Consider the following 17,392-nt stretch of genomic DNA (forward strand, 5'->3'; position numbering starts at 1 on the left):
GCGTCCCGCTTCACCTGCGACACGACGAAGTCTGGCACGCTGCCGGCCGGCGCCCGGGGCGGATCGGCGTAGATCACTCGCGTGGCCGGCCCCCGCCGGTTGTGGCAGTGTTGCTACGTGCCACCCACACCACCGGACCAGCTGGCCGTGCCGCAACTGCACCGCGCCGCCCGTATCGAGGACGCCGTGCACGGGCTGGTGGAACGCCGGCTGCGGCGCACCGGGTGGCAGCCCAACATCATCGCGTACGCGGGCTACGGCGCCCCCGGCTGGGCGCGGGTGCTCTGCCGCGTGCTGCTCGGCCGTCCGGACACCCGCCGGCGGGGCCGGCTGGACAAGGTGCGGGGCTGGCGCAGCTTCGCCACCCTGCCGGCCAAGCACGCCCGGGTGACCATCGAAGTCAACGGCGTGCGCCACGAGGTGACCGCCGACCGCAGCGGCTTCGTCGACACCGTCGTCGAAGGCGACTTCACCCCCGGCTGGGGCTGCGTACGCCTCAGCGTCGCCGACGCCGAGCCGGTGGAGGCGCTGGTACGCATCCTCGACCCGAACGTCCGGTTCGGGATCCTCTCCGACATCGACGACACGGTGATGGTGACCGCGCTGCCCCGACCGATGCTCGCCGCGTGGAACACGTTCGTCCTCGACGAACACGCCCGCAACGCCGTGCCCGGCATGGCGGTGCTCTACGAGCGCCTGGCCACCGCCCACCCCGGCGCGCCGGTCTTCTACCTCTCCACCGGCGCCTGGAACGTCGCGCCGACGCTGACCCGGTTCCTCTCCCGCCACCTCTACCCGGCCGGCCCGTTGCTGCTCACCGACTGGGGGCCGACGGCCGACCGCTGGTTCCGCAGCGGGCGGGAGCACAAGCGGGCCACGCTGGCCCGGCTGGCCCGCGAGTTCCCCGAGGTGCGCTGGCTGCTCATCGGCGACGACGGCCAGCACGACCCGGAGATCTATCGGGAGTTCGCCGCCGCCCACCCGGACAACGTGGCCGGCGTGGCGATCCGTCGGCTGTCGCCGACCCAGTCGGTGCTGGCCGGCAGCCTGCCCGCGCCCGCGGGTCGCTCCTCGTCCGGCCCGGTGGGCCAGAAGTGGCTGAGCGCCCCCGACGGCGCCGGCCTGTGGAAGCTCCTCCGCGAAGCCGATCTGGTCTGAACCTTGCCCCTGCCCTCGTCTCGTCGGCGGTCGCCAGACGGTCCGGGGCGGGTGGGGGTCGTCGGTGGTCCCGCCTGCGAGCCCGGGATCCTCGGTGCTGTCGGTGCTGTCGGTGCTGTCGGTGCTGTCGGTGCTGTCGGTGGTTTTCGGTGGTTTTGGGTGGCCTCGGCGGTTCTCGGTGGGACGGGGTGAGGCTCGCCGCGACGGTGGAGCCCGGCCCATGTTCTCCGCGAGCCGACCACTGCTCGGCCGACCCACCCGTATCCACCACTCGGGACAACAAATCCAGAGGCTGAGAAGCCCCGAGATCTTGGTAGGAAATGGCCCTCAGAGGCGGGTTCAACCGGTGGTTGCAACACCCTTCGGATGATCTTCGTTGGGGTGGTTGTGGCGTCGAGGTTGAGCCCGCTGGAGCGGGAGCAGATTGGGTTGGGTCGGGCGGCTGGTGAGTCGTTGCGGTCGATCGCGCGTCGGTTGGGGCGGGCGGTGTCGACTGTCTCGCGGGAGGTGGGCCGGTTCGAGCGTTACGGGCAGCGGTATCAGCCGTCGATGGCGCAGTGGGCGTCGTTTCTGCGGCATAACCGCGCCAAGCGTGTGCCGCGGCTAGCTGTTGACGGGCTGTTGCGTCAGACGGTGCTGGATATGCTGCGTCGACGTCGTTCGCCGCAGCAGATCGCCGCTCGGCTGCGGCTGGAGTACCCGCTGCGGCCGGAGATGCATGTGTCGCACGAGACGATCTATCAGGCGATCTACCTGCAGGCGCGGGGGAATCTGCGTGCCGAGTTGTCCCGTCAGGTGGCCCTGCGGTCTGGGCGGGCGGCGCGTCGGCGCCGGCCGGTGGCCGCGGCGGCGGTTCGCTCCGTGCGGCCGTGGCTCGGGTTGAACATCAGCGCCCGACCCGCTGAGGTCGCCGATCGGGCGGTGCCCGGGCATTGGGAGGGCGACCTGCTCGAGGGAGTACGTCGGGGTGGACGCGGTGGTTCCGCGATCGCGACCCTGGTGGAACGTGCTACCCGGTTCGTGATCCTGGTCGGGCTGCCCGAGGGCAAGGTGTCCGAACACGTCGTGTCTCAGCTGGCTGCGGCGATGACCTGGCTACCGCAGCGGTTGCGGGCCTCGTTGACCTGGGACCAGGGCACAGAGATGGCCCGGCACCGCGACTTCACCATCGCCACCGACTGCCCGGTCTACTTCTGCGACCCACACAGCCCCTGGCAACGCGGCAGCAACGAGAACACCAACGGCTTACTACGCCAGTACTTCCCCAAAGGCCAGTTCGACTTCACCACCATCGACCAAACCGGCCTCAACGCCATCGCCGACGAACTCAACGACCGCCCCCGCATGACCCTGGGCTGGGCCACCCCCGGTGAGAAGATGACCCAGCTACTAGGTGTTGCAACCACCGATTGAGTCCGCCAGAGGGGCCATTTCCTACCAAGATCTCAACCCCGCCGCGTCGATCATGAAGTTGACGGCCTTGTGGATCTTCTAAACTGCCGTCAACCTCATGATCGACGTCAGCGGTGGGTGGTTGAGGCTGTGGGGGGTCAGCGGGTGGGTGGGGCGGATGCGGGGGTGACGGCGTCCGATCCGGGGTCACCGGGGGCGCACCCGGGGACGCGGGGGTCGGCCACCTGGTACACCTGACCTGCCTGCCCCTGATCTGCCTGTCCTTGTTTCTGGCCCGCCTGGTCCTGAGCGCCTTGGCCCGCCTGGTCCTGGCCGCCCTGGCCCGCCTGGTCGGCGTTCTGGTTCTGGTCGGCGCTCTGGTCCTGGCCCGGGGCGAGGCCGGCATCGGCGCCCGGCTGCCCGCCCGCCGCGTTTCCGTCCTGGCCTCCGGCTGCGCCTGCCGCGTCGCCCGGGTTCTGCTCCGCGCCCTGATCCTGGCCCGCGCCCTGATCGCGGGCGGCCTGACGGGCAGCGCGGATCTGCTGGATCAGAGCGCGTAGCTGCTGGATCCGCGCCCGGATCTGCTGGATCCGCTGGGCCACCCGGTCACCGGCGTCGCCCGCCTGCTCACCGGCCTCGCCCTGCTGCCCGCCGTCACCGGCCTGCTCACCCCCGGCGCCCTGATCGTTCGCGCCGGCTTGGTCGTTCGCGCCGGTCTGGTCGTTGGCGCCGGTCTGGGGGTCGTCCTGGGCCGCGCCGCCCTGTTGCGCGCCGGCCTGATCCGCGCCGCCCTGCTGACCGTCCTCTCCGGCGGCCTGCTGCTTCTGCTGCCGGGCGGCCCGGGCGGCCTGCACGATTCCGGCGATCTGGCCGATCAGGCCCCCGACCGCGTTGATGATGCCGGCGGCCCGTCCCGCACCACCCACCGCACCAGCACCCGCACCGGCCGCACCCGCACCGGCCGCACCCGCACCGGCGCCACCGCCGGCGCCGGGACCGGCGGCGCCGGCCTGCGCCTGCTGGGCGCCTCGCGCGATGCCTCGGATGCCGCCGAAGATGCCGCCGAGCCGCTGGACCCGGGCCTGGGTCAGCTGCGGGTCGACCAGCTGCCCGGAGCGCTCGCCGCGCATCTGCTCGGTGACCGCCCAGGCCCGATCGAGTTCGACCCCCATCGCCTGCTCCCAGGGAACGCCCGGGCAGGCGGCGCCGGCCACCTCGATCGTGCCGGCGCAGCCGGCCGCGGCCCGCCGTTGCCGGATCAGGTCGACGACCGCCAGCCGGTTGGCGATCCGATCGGCCGAGTTGGCGTCCGGGTCGCGGCGCTGGTCGGCGATGAAGGTGAGGTTGTTGCGCAGCGCGCCGTCCAGGCCGGCGCAGTTCTCGGCCGCCTGGCCGGTGCCGGTGGCGACCGCGAACGCCGCCCCCGCCGTCAGCGCCAACGCCACCCCGCCGGCGATCTTCCGGTTGCGGGACGGGCCCGCCGTCGCCCTACGCCGCCTGGTTGTGCCCCTGCTCCACGCCATCGAAGCTCCTCCGCCTCGTCGTCACGGGTGTCCGGCATCCGTACGGGGATACGGGGAGTCGAGCCAAGCCGGTTCAGGCGGATGGGTCAGGGAGCGTTTGACCTCGACGCAGAGTGATGCAGGGAGCTGATTAGACTACTGAGGGTGACCGAATCAGGAGTCGGGGGAGATGATCTCGCGTAGGCCTGATGACCCAGCGTGACATCAGGACGGGGAATGCCCGTGATGTCGTCGCGCCAGGCATGCCCAGGACGGCAGAGCCGGCACTCCGTGCCACGACTCGTTACCCTGCGTACACCTGTTGGGTTCTCGCCGCCGGAGCCGCTGTCGTGGTGGCGCGGGACGTCCACCGCCGCCTTCGAGATCCTCAAGGCCGGTGGAGTCAGATTCCGTGGATCAGTAGGAGGGCAGTTGCGCGCGGAGCCATGAACGACACGCGCATCGATGACGTGCGTCTGGTGTACAGGACGCGGGGGCAGCCCCAAGGGCTCCCCCCGCGTCCTCCCGTCAAGGGCGGTGCGTCAGAAGATCAGGTCGACGGCGGACCATTTTGCTCCGATGACCTTGTATCCGGATCTGAACCGTCCGATGCCGTTGCCCTCGTAGAGGTACAGGTCCTTGGTCGAGGCGTAGCGGGCGATCACGTCCGCGTTGCCGTCCATGTTGATGTCACCCACCGAGAAGATCCGGTCGACGTAGGCCCAGTTGGAGCCGACGATGCTGTAGCCGGTGGCGATCCGCCCGCTGCCGGTGCCGCGGTAGAGGTACAGGTCCTTGGTGGTGGCATGGCGCGCCATCACGTCGGTCCTGCCGTCGCCGTCGAAGTCTCCCGGTGAGAAGATCGTGTCGAAGGCGGACCACTTCGATCCCACGATCGACGCGGAGTCGGTGATGATGTGGCCCCGGCCGTCACCCTTGTACAGCCAGATGTCCTTCGTCGCGGTGTAACGGGCCATCACGTCGGCCTTGCCGTCGCCGTCGAAGTCTCCCGGTGAGAAGACGGTGTCGAAGGCGGACCAGTTCGCACCGATGATGGTCCATCCCTGGAGGAATCCACCATGACCGTTGCCCCGGTAGAGGTAGAGATCCTTGGTGCTCTTGTGCCAGGCGATCACGTCGGAGTAGCCGTCGCCGTCGAAGTCACCGGGGGAGAAGGCCGCCTGGAAGTTGACCCAGTTGCCGCCGATGACAGTGGAGCCCGACTGGAAACGACCGGCACCGTCACCCTTGTAGAGCAGGATGTCGTTGGTGGGCGTGTACCGAGCCATGACGTCCGGGATTGAGTCACCGTCGAAGTCCCGGTTCGGTCCGGCCGGCTTCGCCTGCACGGGGCTGACGACCTGGTTCCACGCGAGCACCTCACTGAGTTGCCCGGAGAACCAACCGCCGGTGGCGGTCGCCGACGTCTTGTGCGCGCCCATCAGGAACGGTCCGGTCGCGTTCCAGGCACTGGTGTGGATGCCGACGCCCTTGTTGACGGCGCCCAGGTAGAGACCGAGACGCCCGTTCGCCCGCTCGTAGCTGACGGTGACGTGCGTCCACACCCCGAGTCGGGCGCTGTTCGCGCCCGCCGTGACCGTGTCCCAGACCGGGCTGGCCGCGTCGCTCTGAGGCATCGCCGCTCGCCAACTGTTGTCGGACGCATCGATCCAGAGCTTGAATCCGGCGGCGCTCGCTCCGCTCTGCGACACCACCGTGCCGCCCGCCGCGTTGGGCTTCACCCAGGCCGAGACTGTGAAGTCCGCATTCGTGGCGAAGGCCGAGCCAGTGGTGGCGAGCACGCTGCTGGTGCCGCCGAAGAGCACGCTGGGTTCGAAGAGGTCACCCGTCTGCCAACGCGCGGCACTTCCACTCGCGTCCAGGTTCCCGACCGCGTCCGCGGCTGCCGCCTCGTTCACGACCGGACCACTTTCCCCGTCGGCGAGCTGCCACGCGTGATTCGCGGTGATCAGGTTCTGCTTCGGCGCGGCCGAGATGACACCGCTTCCCGCGGTGGCGTTCAGGTTGGAGACCGTCCACGTGGTCACCTCGCTCTGCGCACCGACCGCCCACAGGTCGGGGATGCCGTCGGAGTTGATGTCGGACGCGCGGAGGACCAGCGGGACACCCGGGTTCCAGCTCGCACTGAGCTGGAAGGCGGTGTAGGTGAGCTGCTGCGTGTCCGGGTTCATGCTGAGGCTGGTCCACAGGTGAAGAGCACCGGTGGACCGGTTGCGCAGGAACATCGCTGTGCCGTCCGGCATCTGGGCGGTCGCCAGCGTCCAGTTCTGCCAGTCGTCGCCACCGGAGGGGGTGAGAGCGGTCGTCCGGACGGTGCCGTAGTAACCGCCGATCATCGGAAAAGTAGCCGGATAGTAGGTCAGGTGGAACTTGTTGCCCGCGTCTCCGCTGATGCCGATCAGATCGGGAAAGGCGGAGTCGACGTGCCGGCTGTCGCCCGCGTTCGCCAGTTCCCGGGGTGAGTTCCCGAGTTCGTCGCGCAACTGGTCGGAGACGACGCTGAACTGGTTGCCGCTCTCCTGAGGTCGGATGACCGAGCCGTCACCATTGGCGAGCAGGACGCCGGCACCGCCGGCGTTCGCGCCGGTGGGGTAGTAGACGAACAGGTCCTGCATGCCGGTGCCGCCGAAGCGACCGGTGATCACCTGGGCCCCGTCGAAGTCCTGGGGTGCGTTGTCCCCGGTGACACCGTTACCTCGGGCGCCGATGTTGGTGCCGATCCGGTCGATGCCGGTGCTGCCCTTGCCGTTGGCGAGCCAGAGGCCGGAGGGGATGTTGTTGGAGGCGCCGACGGTGAGCAGGTCCGCGACATCGTCCCCGGTGAGATCACCGTCGGTGGCGGTGGCGGCGGGGATCGCCATGAAGGTCTTGCTCGCGCTGTCGCCGAAGTTGCCGCCGGCCGAGCGTGCGGAAACGGTGACCGTGTTGGTGAAGCGGGTGGGCGAGATGGTGATGGTGGCGGCACCCGTGGCGTCGGCGTCGACCTCGACCGGCGCGGCGGCGTTGAGCTGGTAGACGTAGCTGCTCGGGACCGTGGTGCTGGTGCCCTTGGTGACGGTGAACGTCACCGGTTGCCCGATGGTCGCCCCGGCGGACGGCTCACCGACCACGGGCTGCCCCGGTCGGGTGGGGTCGAAGGTGAAGGTACAGGTGGTCGACCAGGCGCTGGGCGTGCGGAAGTCGGTGGTCTGGACCTTCCAGGACAGGCTCGTCATGGCGCCGTTGGCTGCCGTGCGGAGCTTGTCGACCGGTACGACCAGCACCGCCGTGCTGCCGGAACTGGACGTGAGGAGATTCGGGTCGGACGTGGCGATGGGCGTCTGGCTGGCGTCGCTCGTCTTCCAGAGTCGGAAGGTGGTGCCGAGAGTCCCGTTGTTGCGGTCGGAGACGGGGGCGTAGAGCGTGACGGCGCCGTCACCGACGGTGGAGCCGCCCGCGCAGGCGGTCTTCGGGGAGGTGGTCAGTCCGGTGGGGGTGTTGGGTTTGTGGTTGTAGCGGATGGTGAGGGTGGGGCTGGTTTCGAGGAACTCTTTCCAGCTCTCGGGGTCGCTGGCCTCGTTGGCGGCGACCATCCAGAGGGTGCGGGTGGCTTTCTTGTTGGTGACGTCGGTGCGGATCTGGCCGGTGATGTCGAAGGACACGGCATCGGCGTCGCAGCCGGAATAGCCGTGGGCGAAGCTCTCCGAGGCGATGACGCTGCCCTTGCTGACGCCTTCCCAGTAGTTCCAGGTGGCGTTCGAGGAGGACAGGACCGTCGACGGGCCGTAGACGTTGACGGTCTTGTCGTCGCAGGACCAGGATCGGGTGTTGGTGATCTTGAAGATGGCGTCGTAGATTTCGGCGTCGGTGAGAGTGCCGTAGGGGACGGGGAAGTTGATCAGCGTGTTGGAGCGCTGGCTTCCGGCGTTGCCGACCTGCATCCGCCCGATGAGGTCCGGTGTGGACTTCCAGTAGTTCGTGGACTGGTGCTGGTAGGAGATGGACGCCCAGCCGGACATCTTCGACCCGGCCGGTGTCCAGGAGAAGGCCGGATCCACGAAGACCGGGAACACGGTCTTCGGATCGGTCAGCAATGCCCGGTCCGGGGTCAGTCGCAGCTTGCCCGCACCGATGCTCACTCCGACCCGGGCGGTCCGTGCCGTCCGTCCCGGGGCGACGGTGCTGGACAGGGCGCCTCGCCCGGCGGTGACCGACGCCGACGCGGGGGAGGCGCTGGAGTCCCACATCGTCGGCGCGGGAGCGGTCAACACCGCTTGGCCGGCCCGGTCGCGTCCGGTGATGTTGCCCGCTGCGTCCGCGGCCAACGACACTCCCCGGCCGGATGTGGTCAATTCCAGGGCGGCCAGACGCCTGTCCGACGCGGCCTGCCGGGTCTTCACCACGAACACGTGGGAGAACCCGCCCTCCGGGCTCACCCGCACCGTCAGGTCGATCCCCGGCAACACCTCGGGATAGGTGGCGGTCGAACCCGACAGCACCGGTGCCGGCAGTGCCATGGGCGCTGAGAACGTCACCGCCCGATCGCCGCTGACCAACTCCGCCAGGGGGCCGGTGCCACCGGGCGACAGGCGCACCTGGTTCGTCGTCACCCGCGCCGACACGCCACCGTCGGCAGAGCGCACCAACGTCGGGTCCAACGTCTGCCACCGGCCGTCGACCCGGGCCCGCGTCGGCACCGCCGACTGCGTCAACTCCATCGAACCGTCCGGCAACACACTCAACCGCGAGGACGACGTACCCGCCGACGGCACCTCCACCGCCCGGCCAGACCGACGCGCCTGCGCCGCCGCCTGGGCAACCGAGAGGTCTCCGTCGGCGACCTTCGTGCCTCCGGGGCCAATGGCCACGGCCGGAGGTGCGAGGACGGCTGGCGCGGTGGTCACGACCAGTCCCGCCAGTGCGACGGAGGCGGCCAACCGCCTCCGTCGTGAACTCGTGGATCTCGACAGCACCTGCTGACTCCCCGTATTCGTGGACTCGGACGCGGCCGCGCCCGATACGAGGGCACAGTGAAGCAGCCCAGCCATCCGGGGGAAACGCCTCCCGTCACAACTCATCGCCGGGTTTGTCGTCACTGCTGATCATTTGGTCGACGTCTGACGAACATCGTTATGATCTCGTGATCTTCGATGGATGGGGACGTGAAAGATTGTTCGCGCCACGGGGGTGCGCGACCTGTCACCCTGCGTGGATTCTGCTGTCCGCTAGAGGTGAGGATGCGAATGGTCGAGCGCGGGGGTCCACGACTGTGGACTCGTCCTAGACGCCTGGTTGCGGTGGTCGCTGCGGCGTCACTGGTAGGTGGCATGGTGGGAGTGCCGGCGTCGGCGAAGCCGAAGGCTGGCGAGCCGGCGAAGCCGCCGGCCGTGTCGCCGGGGCCTTCGGTCAAGGGCGTGAAGCCGTTGCCGACCCGGTTCGTCTCCCCGAAAGACACGGCAAGGACGACGTACAAGCCGACACGGACGACCTGGCCGAGGGCAGCCTCGGTGGATCTGGACCTGACCGCGTCGGCGAGCACCGCACGGACGGCCGGCGGCCGGATGCGGGCGGGGGGAACGCCTGTGTGGGTCCAGCCGGTCGCGGCGAGGAACGCCCGGTCGACGGGCCCGAGCCGGTTGGCGGTGACCGTTGCCGACCGACGTGCGACGGAGGCGGCCGGCGTCGATGGTGTCCTGGTGTCGGTGCGGCCGGACGCGGGGGCCGGCGCGGTGCGCGTCGGCGTGGACTACGCGGCGTTCGCCGAGGCGTACGGCGGCAACTTCGGCTCCCGGTTGCGGTTGGTCACGCTGCCGGCCTGTGCGTTGACCACGCCGTCGGTGCCGAACTGCCGAACGGCGACGCCGCTGATGTCGACCAACGACCCGGCGGCACGGACCGTGTCGGCCGAGGTGTCGATGGCGGCCGCGGCCGGAATGACGGTGTTGGCGGCCACCGCCGAGGGCGGGGGCGCGGGAGGCACCTACGAGGCGACCGACCTGAAGCCGTCCGGATCCTGGGCCGGCGGCGGCAACACCGGCTCGTTCACCTACTCCTACCCGCTGACGGTGCCGCCGGCGGCCTCCGGCCTCGCGCCCACCGTGGCGTTGTCCTACGACTCGGGCAGCGTGGACGGTCAGACCGCCTCGACGAACGCGCAGGCATCCTGGGTCGGTGACGGATGGTCGACGCCGCGCTCGTTCGTGGAGCAGAGCTTCGCCTCCTGCATGGACGACCCGGGCGGCAGCGCATCACCGGTAAAGACGTACGACCACTGCTACGACGGGCCGATCCTGACCCTCGCGCTCAACGGATCGTCGACGTCGCTGGTCTGGGATGCGACGAAGAAGGTGTGGAAGCCGGAGTCCGACAACGGGGAGAAGGTCACCCACGTCGAGAACGCGAACAACGGCACCGGCACCTACAACACCGACTACTGGCGGGTGACGCTGCGCGACGGCACCACCTACGAGTTCGGCCGGAACCGGTTGCCCGGATGGGCGTCGAACAAGGCCGAGACGAACTCGGTGGACACCGTGCCGGTGTACTCGTCGCACTCGGGGGACCCCTGCTACAACGCGGCCGGGTTCTCGTCGTCGGTCTGCACCATGGCCTACCGGTGGAACCTGGACTACGTGTACGACGCCCACGGCAACGCGATGTCGTACTACTACAAGCAGGACACCAACTTCTACGGCCGCAACAAGGGCGCGACCGACGTCTCGTACGTGCGGGACAGCTACCTGTCGCGGATCGACTACGGGTTCACCGATGGCAACGCCTACGGCACGCCACCCAACCAGGTGGTGTTCAACACCGGTGACCGCTGTCTCTCCGGTACCTGCCAGCCGCTCAACGCGGCGAACAAGGCCAACTGGCCGGACGTGCCGTTCGACCTCATCTGCGCGTCGGGGGCGAACTGCGACGACTTCAGCCCGTCGTTCTTCTCCACGGTCCGGCTGACGTCGATCGAGGCGCGGCAGTACAACACCGCGACCTCGGCGTACGAAAAGGTCGACTCGTACGCGTTGGCGCAGTCGCTGCCGGCCACCGGCGACGCCACGTCGCCGACGTTGTGGCTGTCCTCGATCACCCGCACGGGCCACGACACGTCCGCCGGTGGATCCTCGGCGCCGATCACCCTGCCGTCGGTGTCGTTCACCGACATCAAGCTCGCCAACCGGGTCGACGTCACCGGTGGACTGCCGAACTTCTACCGCCGGCGGGTCGCCACGATCACCACCGAGACCGGGTCGGTGATCTCGCCCAGCTACGAGCTGCCGGTGCCGTGCACGGCACCGGTGACGACTGATCCCGCAACGAACACCAGGTCCTGCTACCCGGTGTACTGGACCCCGGACGGTTTCACGAACCCGACCAAGGACTGGTTCAACAAGTGGGCGGTCACCCGGGTCACCAGCAGCGACCCGACCGGTGGCGCGCCGCTGACGGCGACCAGCTACGAGTACCTCGGCGGCGCGGCCTGGCATCACGACGACAACGAGGTCGTGAAGGCCAAGTACCGCACCTACGGCCAGTTCCGCGGTTACGCGAAGGTCCGGACGTTCAACGGTGACGGGGTCAACGACCGCCGCACCCAGTCCGAGACCGCCTACTACCGCGGCATGAGCAGGAACAACAACTCCACGGTGGTCAACCTGACCGATTCCGCCGGCGGTACCCACGAGGACGTCGACGAACTCGCCGGCAAGGAACTCGAGACCACCGCCTACCTCGGCGAGAACGGGCGGGTGGACTCCTCGACCATCACCTCGTACTGGGTCTCCGGCGCGACCGCGACCCGTTCCCGCACCGGTCTGAGCGCGCTCGCCGCCAAGTGGGTGGAGCCGATCAAGACCTACACCCGCCAGGCGGTCACCAGCAGCGGCACGGTGACGTGGCGCTACACGGCGTCGGAGAACAGCTACGACGCCAACACCGCCAGCGCCACCTTCGGCGAGATGACGAACACCTACACCTACACGGTGCCGACCAACGCCGCCTACGACCAGTGCACCACCTACACCTACGCCCCGGTCAACGCCGGTAGGAACCTGGTCGGCCTGGTTGCCCAGACCGAAACGGTGTCGGTGGCGTGCGGCGGCTTCACCCAGGGCTCGCCGGCCTCGGAACCGGGCAGTGTCAACACGCTCTCCGCCCCGAGCGCGGTCAGCCGACCGGCGCAGGTGGTCAAGGCCGAACGCACCTTCTACGACGACACCAACTTCAGCACCACCTTCCCGCAGACTGCCGCCCCGAGCGAGGGCGACGTCACCATGACCCGGACCGCGACGGACTACACCTCCGGCGCCTACGTCTGGCAGACCGCGGGCCGGACGACCTACGACTCGTACGGCCGGGCCAAGGACTCGTTCGACGGCAAGGGCAACAAGTCGACCACCGCCTACACCATGAACGCGGTCAATCTCGTCACCGGTGTGACGGCCACCAATGCCCTGCAACAGAGCGCGTCCACCACGGTGAACCCCCGTCGGGGAAGCACCCTGACCGCGACCGACGCCAACCTGGTGGTCACCCGACAGCAGTACGACGCGTTGGGGCGCAGCACCGCGGTGTGGTTGAACAACCGGGCCACCAGCACGGCGGCCAACCAGAAGTTCACCTACACGGTCTCGAAGACCGGCGTCAGCGCCGTCACCACGGAGAAGCTGAACAACTCCAACGGGTACCAGAAGACGGTGCTGCTCTACGACGCTCTGCTGCGGGAGCGTCAGACCCAGGCGGTCACTCCACAGGGCGGCCGCATGATCTCGGACACCTTCTACGACACCCGGGGCTGGACCAGGGCGACGTACAACGGTTGGTGGGACGACGCCACCCTGCCCACCGTCGGCATGCCGGTGTCGGCGGCGGACCTCGGCAAGCAGGTGCCCAACCAGACGTTCAACACCTACGACGGTCTCGGCCGCGCGGTGATCGTCGAGGCCGCCAAGAACGGCCTGACCGTCTCCAAGACGACGACCGTCCACGGCGGCGACCGGACCACAGTCGTGCCGCCCACCGGCGGTGTCGTCAAGACGACCGTCACCGACCCGCTCGGCCGCAACACCGAGGTGCGCGAGTACTCGGCGAAGCCGACGGTGGCCACGCCGGCGGACACGTTCACCGGCACCTTCACCGTGACCGGCGGCACCACGACCGTCAGCAAGTACGGCTACGACGGTCACGGCAACCAGGCCACGTTGACCGACGCCAAGAACAATGTGTGGACCTCGACCTACGACCTGCTCGGTCAGGTGGTGGCCAAGGCCGACCCGGACGCCGGGAACAGCTCGATGGTCTACGACGCGAACGGCAACCTGACCCAGACCACCGACGGTCGGGGCAAGACGTTGTCGTACACCTACGACGCGCTGGACCGCAAGACCGGTGAGTTCGCCTCGTCGGTGACCAACCAGTCGGCAGCGAATCAGCGGGCGGCGTGGGTCTACGACAACAGCAACGCGGTCGCCGGCGTCACCAACGCCACCGGGAAGCTGACCACGACGGTCGCCTACCGCGACGGCCAGGCGTACACCAGCCAGCAGAAGGCCTTCGACGTCTTCGGCAACAGCCTCGGCGTCACGGTCACCATTCCGGACAGCGAAGGTGCGCTGGCCGGCTCGTACGTGTTCGGGCACACCTACACCTCGGTGCTGAGACTCCCCTTGATCGACAGTTACCCGGCCAAGGGCAGCCTGCCGTCGGAGATGGTGCTGCACGGCTACTCGGGTGTGCTCGACCTGCCGACCACACTGGCGGGAACGAACGCCTACGCCAGTGGGGTCACCTACGACGCGTGGGGGCGGGTCAACCAGCAGACGCTGGGCAGCACCACCAGTGCCGCCTACGTCACCAACACCTACGACACGCACAACGGTCGGCTGAAGAACCAGCTCGTCACCCGGAACAAGACCACGCCGAGCACCGTCGACGAGCAGGCCTACGAGTACGACCTGGCCGGCAACATCACCCGCAAGACCAGCAAGCGGTACGGGGCGAGCACCCCGGCCGAGACCCAGTGCTACGGCTACGACGGCCTCGCCCGACTCACCGAGGCGTGGACCGCCACCGACGACTGCGCCGCCACCCCGACCGACGCCAGCAAGGGCATGGTCGGGAACACCATCGGCGGCGGCAGCGCGTACTGGACGAGCTGGAGCATCGACGTCATCGGCAACCGGACCCAGCAGACCGAGCACGGTCTGGGGACGGCGGCCAACATCGTCACCGACTACACCTACGACGGCAACGGTCAGAACAAGCCCCACACCCTGACCTCGGCCACCACCAAGACGGGGACGACGACCACCAGCACCAGCTCGTACAGCTACGACGGCGCCGGCAACACCACCGGCCGCAACGCGGCCCAGGGGAACCAGACTCTCACCTGGGACGACGCGGGCAAGCTCAGCGGTGTCACTGGTGGCACGAGCGGCTCGAACGCCTTCATCTACGACGTCGACGGCAACCTGATGCTCCAGAAGGAGCCGGGCAAGAACACGCTCTACCTGCCCGGGCAGCAGCTCACCCTGAACACCGGCACCAACGCCGTCGACGGTGCTCGTTACTACGAGCTGCCGGGCGGCGGTAGCTGTGTCCGGACCGGCAGCAGCAGCGCGTACACGTTCGCGGTCTTCGACCACCAGGGCACGCCGTCGCTGTACCTGGACAACACGGCGCAGAACCCCACCTGGCGGCAGTACTCGCCGTACGGGGCAGCTCGGGGCGCTGCCGTCACGGCACCGGACAACCGAGGCTTCCTCAACAAGCCGACAAGCCCCGCGGGCATAACCGTCGTCGGAGCGCGCGGCTACAGCTCCGCATTGGGTCGATTTCTTTCAGTTGATCCACTGCTAGACGTCGGTCGGCCTCAACAGTGGAATGGTTACTCCTACGCTAACAATACGCCCGTCTCGTATAGTGACCCCACCGGACTTATACCCGACGACTGCAAGTATTTCGATTGCTTCGGCTATAACCCAGCCAAGGGTTGTCCGCATGGGTGTGGAAGCACCGACAATGTAAAGTGGGGCAGAAAGAGCGGGGCAAGCACCACCCGTGCACGCATTCATCGAAACGGGATCAATGCAGGCCCCTTCTTGGGTTCAGGAGCAAAGAGTGGATGGACTCCTGCATTGTGGAGTCCAGTCATTCTCCCTTGGCGGCCGCCAATGGTGGCTCCGGCTGTTACGCCCAAGTTGCAGGCCGCGACGCCGCCGAACCCTTGTGCCTCGTACAACTCGGCCTTTACTTCACCGGCTCACTGCAGCGAAACCTATGCGACTGCGGATCGAGAGTACGCTGCAGCAATTACGGACTACAAGCGGGAGACTTGGGAGCGTAAGAACCTCTGTCCGTCTCTGTGTAAAGTCTTTAAAGCTCCGCCAGCTTCTCCAGAATACCCGAACGTGGCAGACGTCTTGGCTCGCCAGAAGGCCCGCGACCATGGTGGTCCTCAGGTGTTCTTTATGATCCAGGTTTGCATGCTCGGTTGTCTGGTTGCGACAGTAAACTCCGATGGGCTATGGGCGGGTGCAGGAGGGCTGGCGTATCCGGCGAGTCTCGGCGTTAATGGCACGTTGGGAGTTACCTCGACATCGAGTATGGCGCAGGGCGAATGGGCCGGCGGGGCGTGCGCCTCACTTGGTGTCGGTGCCTGCGTCTCCGTCACCGAGCCCAACAAGGGCTACTCAGATCCAGCGATTGGAGCAGGGGTGAACGTTGGAATTGGCATCTCTGCCGGACCTACCTGGCAGCGGCAGGTGATGGCGTGGTAAGGCAAGGGCTGATTTTTGCGGCCGGCGCTCGTGAAAATCCGCAACCGGAAGTTGGAATCATCGTTGGTCTAATGATTATTCTGGTTTCGGTCGTCGGGATATTTCGGCGTCGAATAGTGCTTGGTCAGGCGCTGATCTTCCCGATTGTGGGACTTATTGCGGGATCCCTCCTGCTCGCCGTCTCGCTCATTGGCACTTTCTGATTTAGGTCGGCCCTTCGGTTGCCCACTCGGTAGCTCCACCGCGACTTTCATCGGAGCTGTCGAGTGGGCGCTAAGGGATGTCTCGTAACGCAACGGCGGTCCGGTACGCACCGTTTGTTAATTTTCGAAGGCATGTGCACGGGATTGTGCAGCAGGCGACCAGGCGCACGCGTGTCGGCGGTCGCCGATGCCCACCGGGCAGCGCAGCCTCAAGCCGAGTTCCCAGCTGTCAGGCGGTCCAGGATGGCCCGGGCCAGCGCGGCGAGCCGGGTTTGCAGGTCGTCGTCGGCCCGCCCGCCGAGGTCGTCTTCGAGATGCGCGGCCAGGCCGGCGACCGTTGGGAGCAGGTCGTTCAGCGGGCTGCCCTCGTGTCCCACCACGTTGAGTTCGTGAATTCCTACCTCGGCTGGGATGCTGCGGTCGAGGATCCGCTCGCAGGTGTCGGTCGCGATCAGCGCCACCGCCGTCGGTAGCTCCGGCTCCGGGAGTCCGAGTTCCACGGTGACCGCTGCCAAGCGCCGTTTCGCGTCATGCGCCGGCAGTGTCCGAGCGGACTCTGCCGCGAGCGCCAGCACGGCGTCGCCGCTGACGCCGGCCACCAGCAGGTCGCGGCCAGCATCACCGCATGGTGCGGGTCGGTGTCGTAGAGGAGCGCCCGGGCCTATTCGGCCCGGAGGCCGGCGAAGAAGTTCGTCATCCACCCGCCGAGGCTAAGGGACGCCACGTAACCCCGGGCGTCTGCCTGGTCAGGATGGTCGAGCAGGATACCTGGGTACGGGTGATGACCCGCAGCCAGGCCCGAGTGGATCTTTCCGTTCACGGGGTTGCAGCCGGCCCAGTTTCGTAAGCTGGTCCGCCTGGTCGCTGAGCGTGGCGGCGACGGGATCGCCGACGGCCGGCCGGGCCGGCAGTAGGCCCTTGACCTGCCCGACCGGGTGCTGCAGGTCGCCATCGACGCCAGCACCCGACTGATCACCGCTGTCGGCGACCCGCAGCCCGGCAACCGCAACGACACGATCGTCTACCGCACCAGCGGCATCGAGGAGAAGTTGAACGGGCGGCCGGTGATGGCCGACGGCGGCTACCGCGGCAACCCCGAGGTGATCATGCCGTACCGCAAGCCCACTGACGGCAGCGATCTACCGGACTGGAAGCAAGCCCTCAACGTCGAACACCGCAACGGTCCGAGCAGGCGTCGAGCACGCCCTGGCCAGGATGAAGTGCTTCAAGATCCTGCGCGACTACAGCTTCGCCGCCCACACAATAGCCGACGCCGCTTCCGGCATCGCCAACCTCCACAACATCTTCCTCGCGAGCTGACCGCCGGACCGACGCCGGGCAACGCCTTCACCCAGTTACG

The 17,392-nt window shown here is 68.1% G+C and carries 6 protein-coding genes and 1 pseudogene; 4 read left to right on the forward strand and 3 right to left on the reverse strand.

Features of this window, described 5'->3' with window-relative positions; all coding sequences use genetic code 11:
- Positions 1-117 precede the first annotated feature (117 nt).
- Both O7600_RS29240 and O7600_RS29245 read left to right on the forward strand, forming a co-directional pair.
- Entirely contained in the window at positions 118-1,158 is a 1,041-nt protein-coding gene (locus tag O7600_RS29240) for a phosphatase domain-containing protein (protein WP_281591575.1), read from the forward strand.
- Between the two features lie 366 nt (positions 1,159-1,524).
- On the forward strand, positions 1,525-2,571 hold the full coding sequence (locus tag O7600_RS29245; RefSeq protein ID WP_281588100.1) for an IS30 family transposase: 1,047 nt from the start codon (positions 1,525-1,527) through the stop codon (positions 2,569-2,571).
- 137 nt (positions 2,572-2,708) lie between these two features.
- Here the strand turns inward: O7600_RS29245 and O7600_RS29250 are convergent, their stop codons facing one another.
- Positions 2,709-4,073, reverse strand: coding sequence for a hypothetical protein (locus tag O7600_RS29250; RefSeq protein WP_281591576.1), 1,365 nt, complete (start codon positions 4,071-4,073; stop codon positions 2,709-2,711).
- A gap of 521 nt (positions 4,074-4,594) precedes the next feature.
- Entirely contained in the window at positions 4,595-8,770 is a 4,176-nt protein-coding gene (locus tag O7600_RS29255; RefSeq protein WP_281591577.1) for an FG-GAP-like repeat-containing protein, read from the reverse strand.
- A gap of 789 nt (positions 8,771-9,559) precedes the next feature.
- Here O7600_RS29255 and O7600_RS29260 point away from each other — a divergent pair.
- Positions 9,560-15,829, forward strand: coding sequence for an RHS repeat-associated core domain-containing protein (locus O7600_RS29260; RefSeq protein WP_281591578.1), 6,270 nt, complete (start codon positions 9,560-9,562; stop codon positions 15,827-15,829).
- A 412-nt stretch (positions 15,830-16,241) separates the two neighbouring features.
- On the opposite strand, the gene O7600_RS29265 is transcribed toward O7600_RS29260, so the two are convergent.
- Positions 16,242-16,631: a hypothetical protein gene (locus tag O7600_RS29265; protein WP_281591579.1), complete on the reverse strand. Its 390-nt coding sequence runs from the start codon at positions 16,629-16,631 to the stop codon at positions 16,242-16,244.
- Between the two features lie 207 nt (positions 16,632-16,838).
- Here O7600_RS29265 and O7600_RS29270 point away from each other — a divergent pair.
- A pseudogene (locus tag O7600_RS29270) lies at positions 16,839-17,352 on the forward strand (transposase family protein).
- Positions 17,353-17,392 lie beyond the last annotated feature (40 nt).

The organism is Micromonospora sp. WMMA1998 (assembly GCF_027497375.1).
In the GTDB taxonomy this organism is placed as follows: Bacteria; Actinomycetota; Actinomycetes; order Mycobacteriales; family Micromonosporaceae; genus Micromonospora; species Micromonospora sediminicola.

Coding starts and splice junctions, on each gene's coding strand:
- O7600_RS29245 (WP_281588100.1), top strand. CDS start 1,525: ATGATCTTCGTTGGGGTGGTTGTGGCGTCGAGGTTGAGCCCGCTGGAG.
- O7600_RS29250 (WP_281591576.1), bottom strand. CDS start 4,073: ATGGCGTGGAGCAGGGGCACAACCAGGCGGCGTAGGGCGACGGCGGGC.
- O7600_RS29255 (WP_281591577.1), bottom strand. CDS start 8,770: ATGGAGTTGACGCAGTCGGCGGTGCCGACGCGGGCCCGGGTCGACGGC.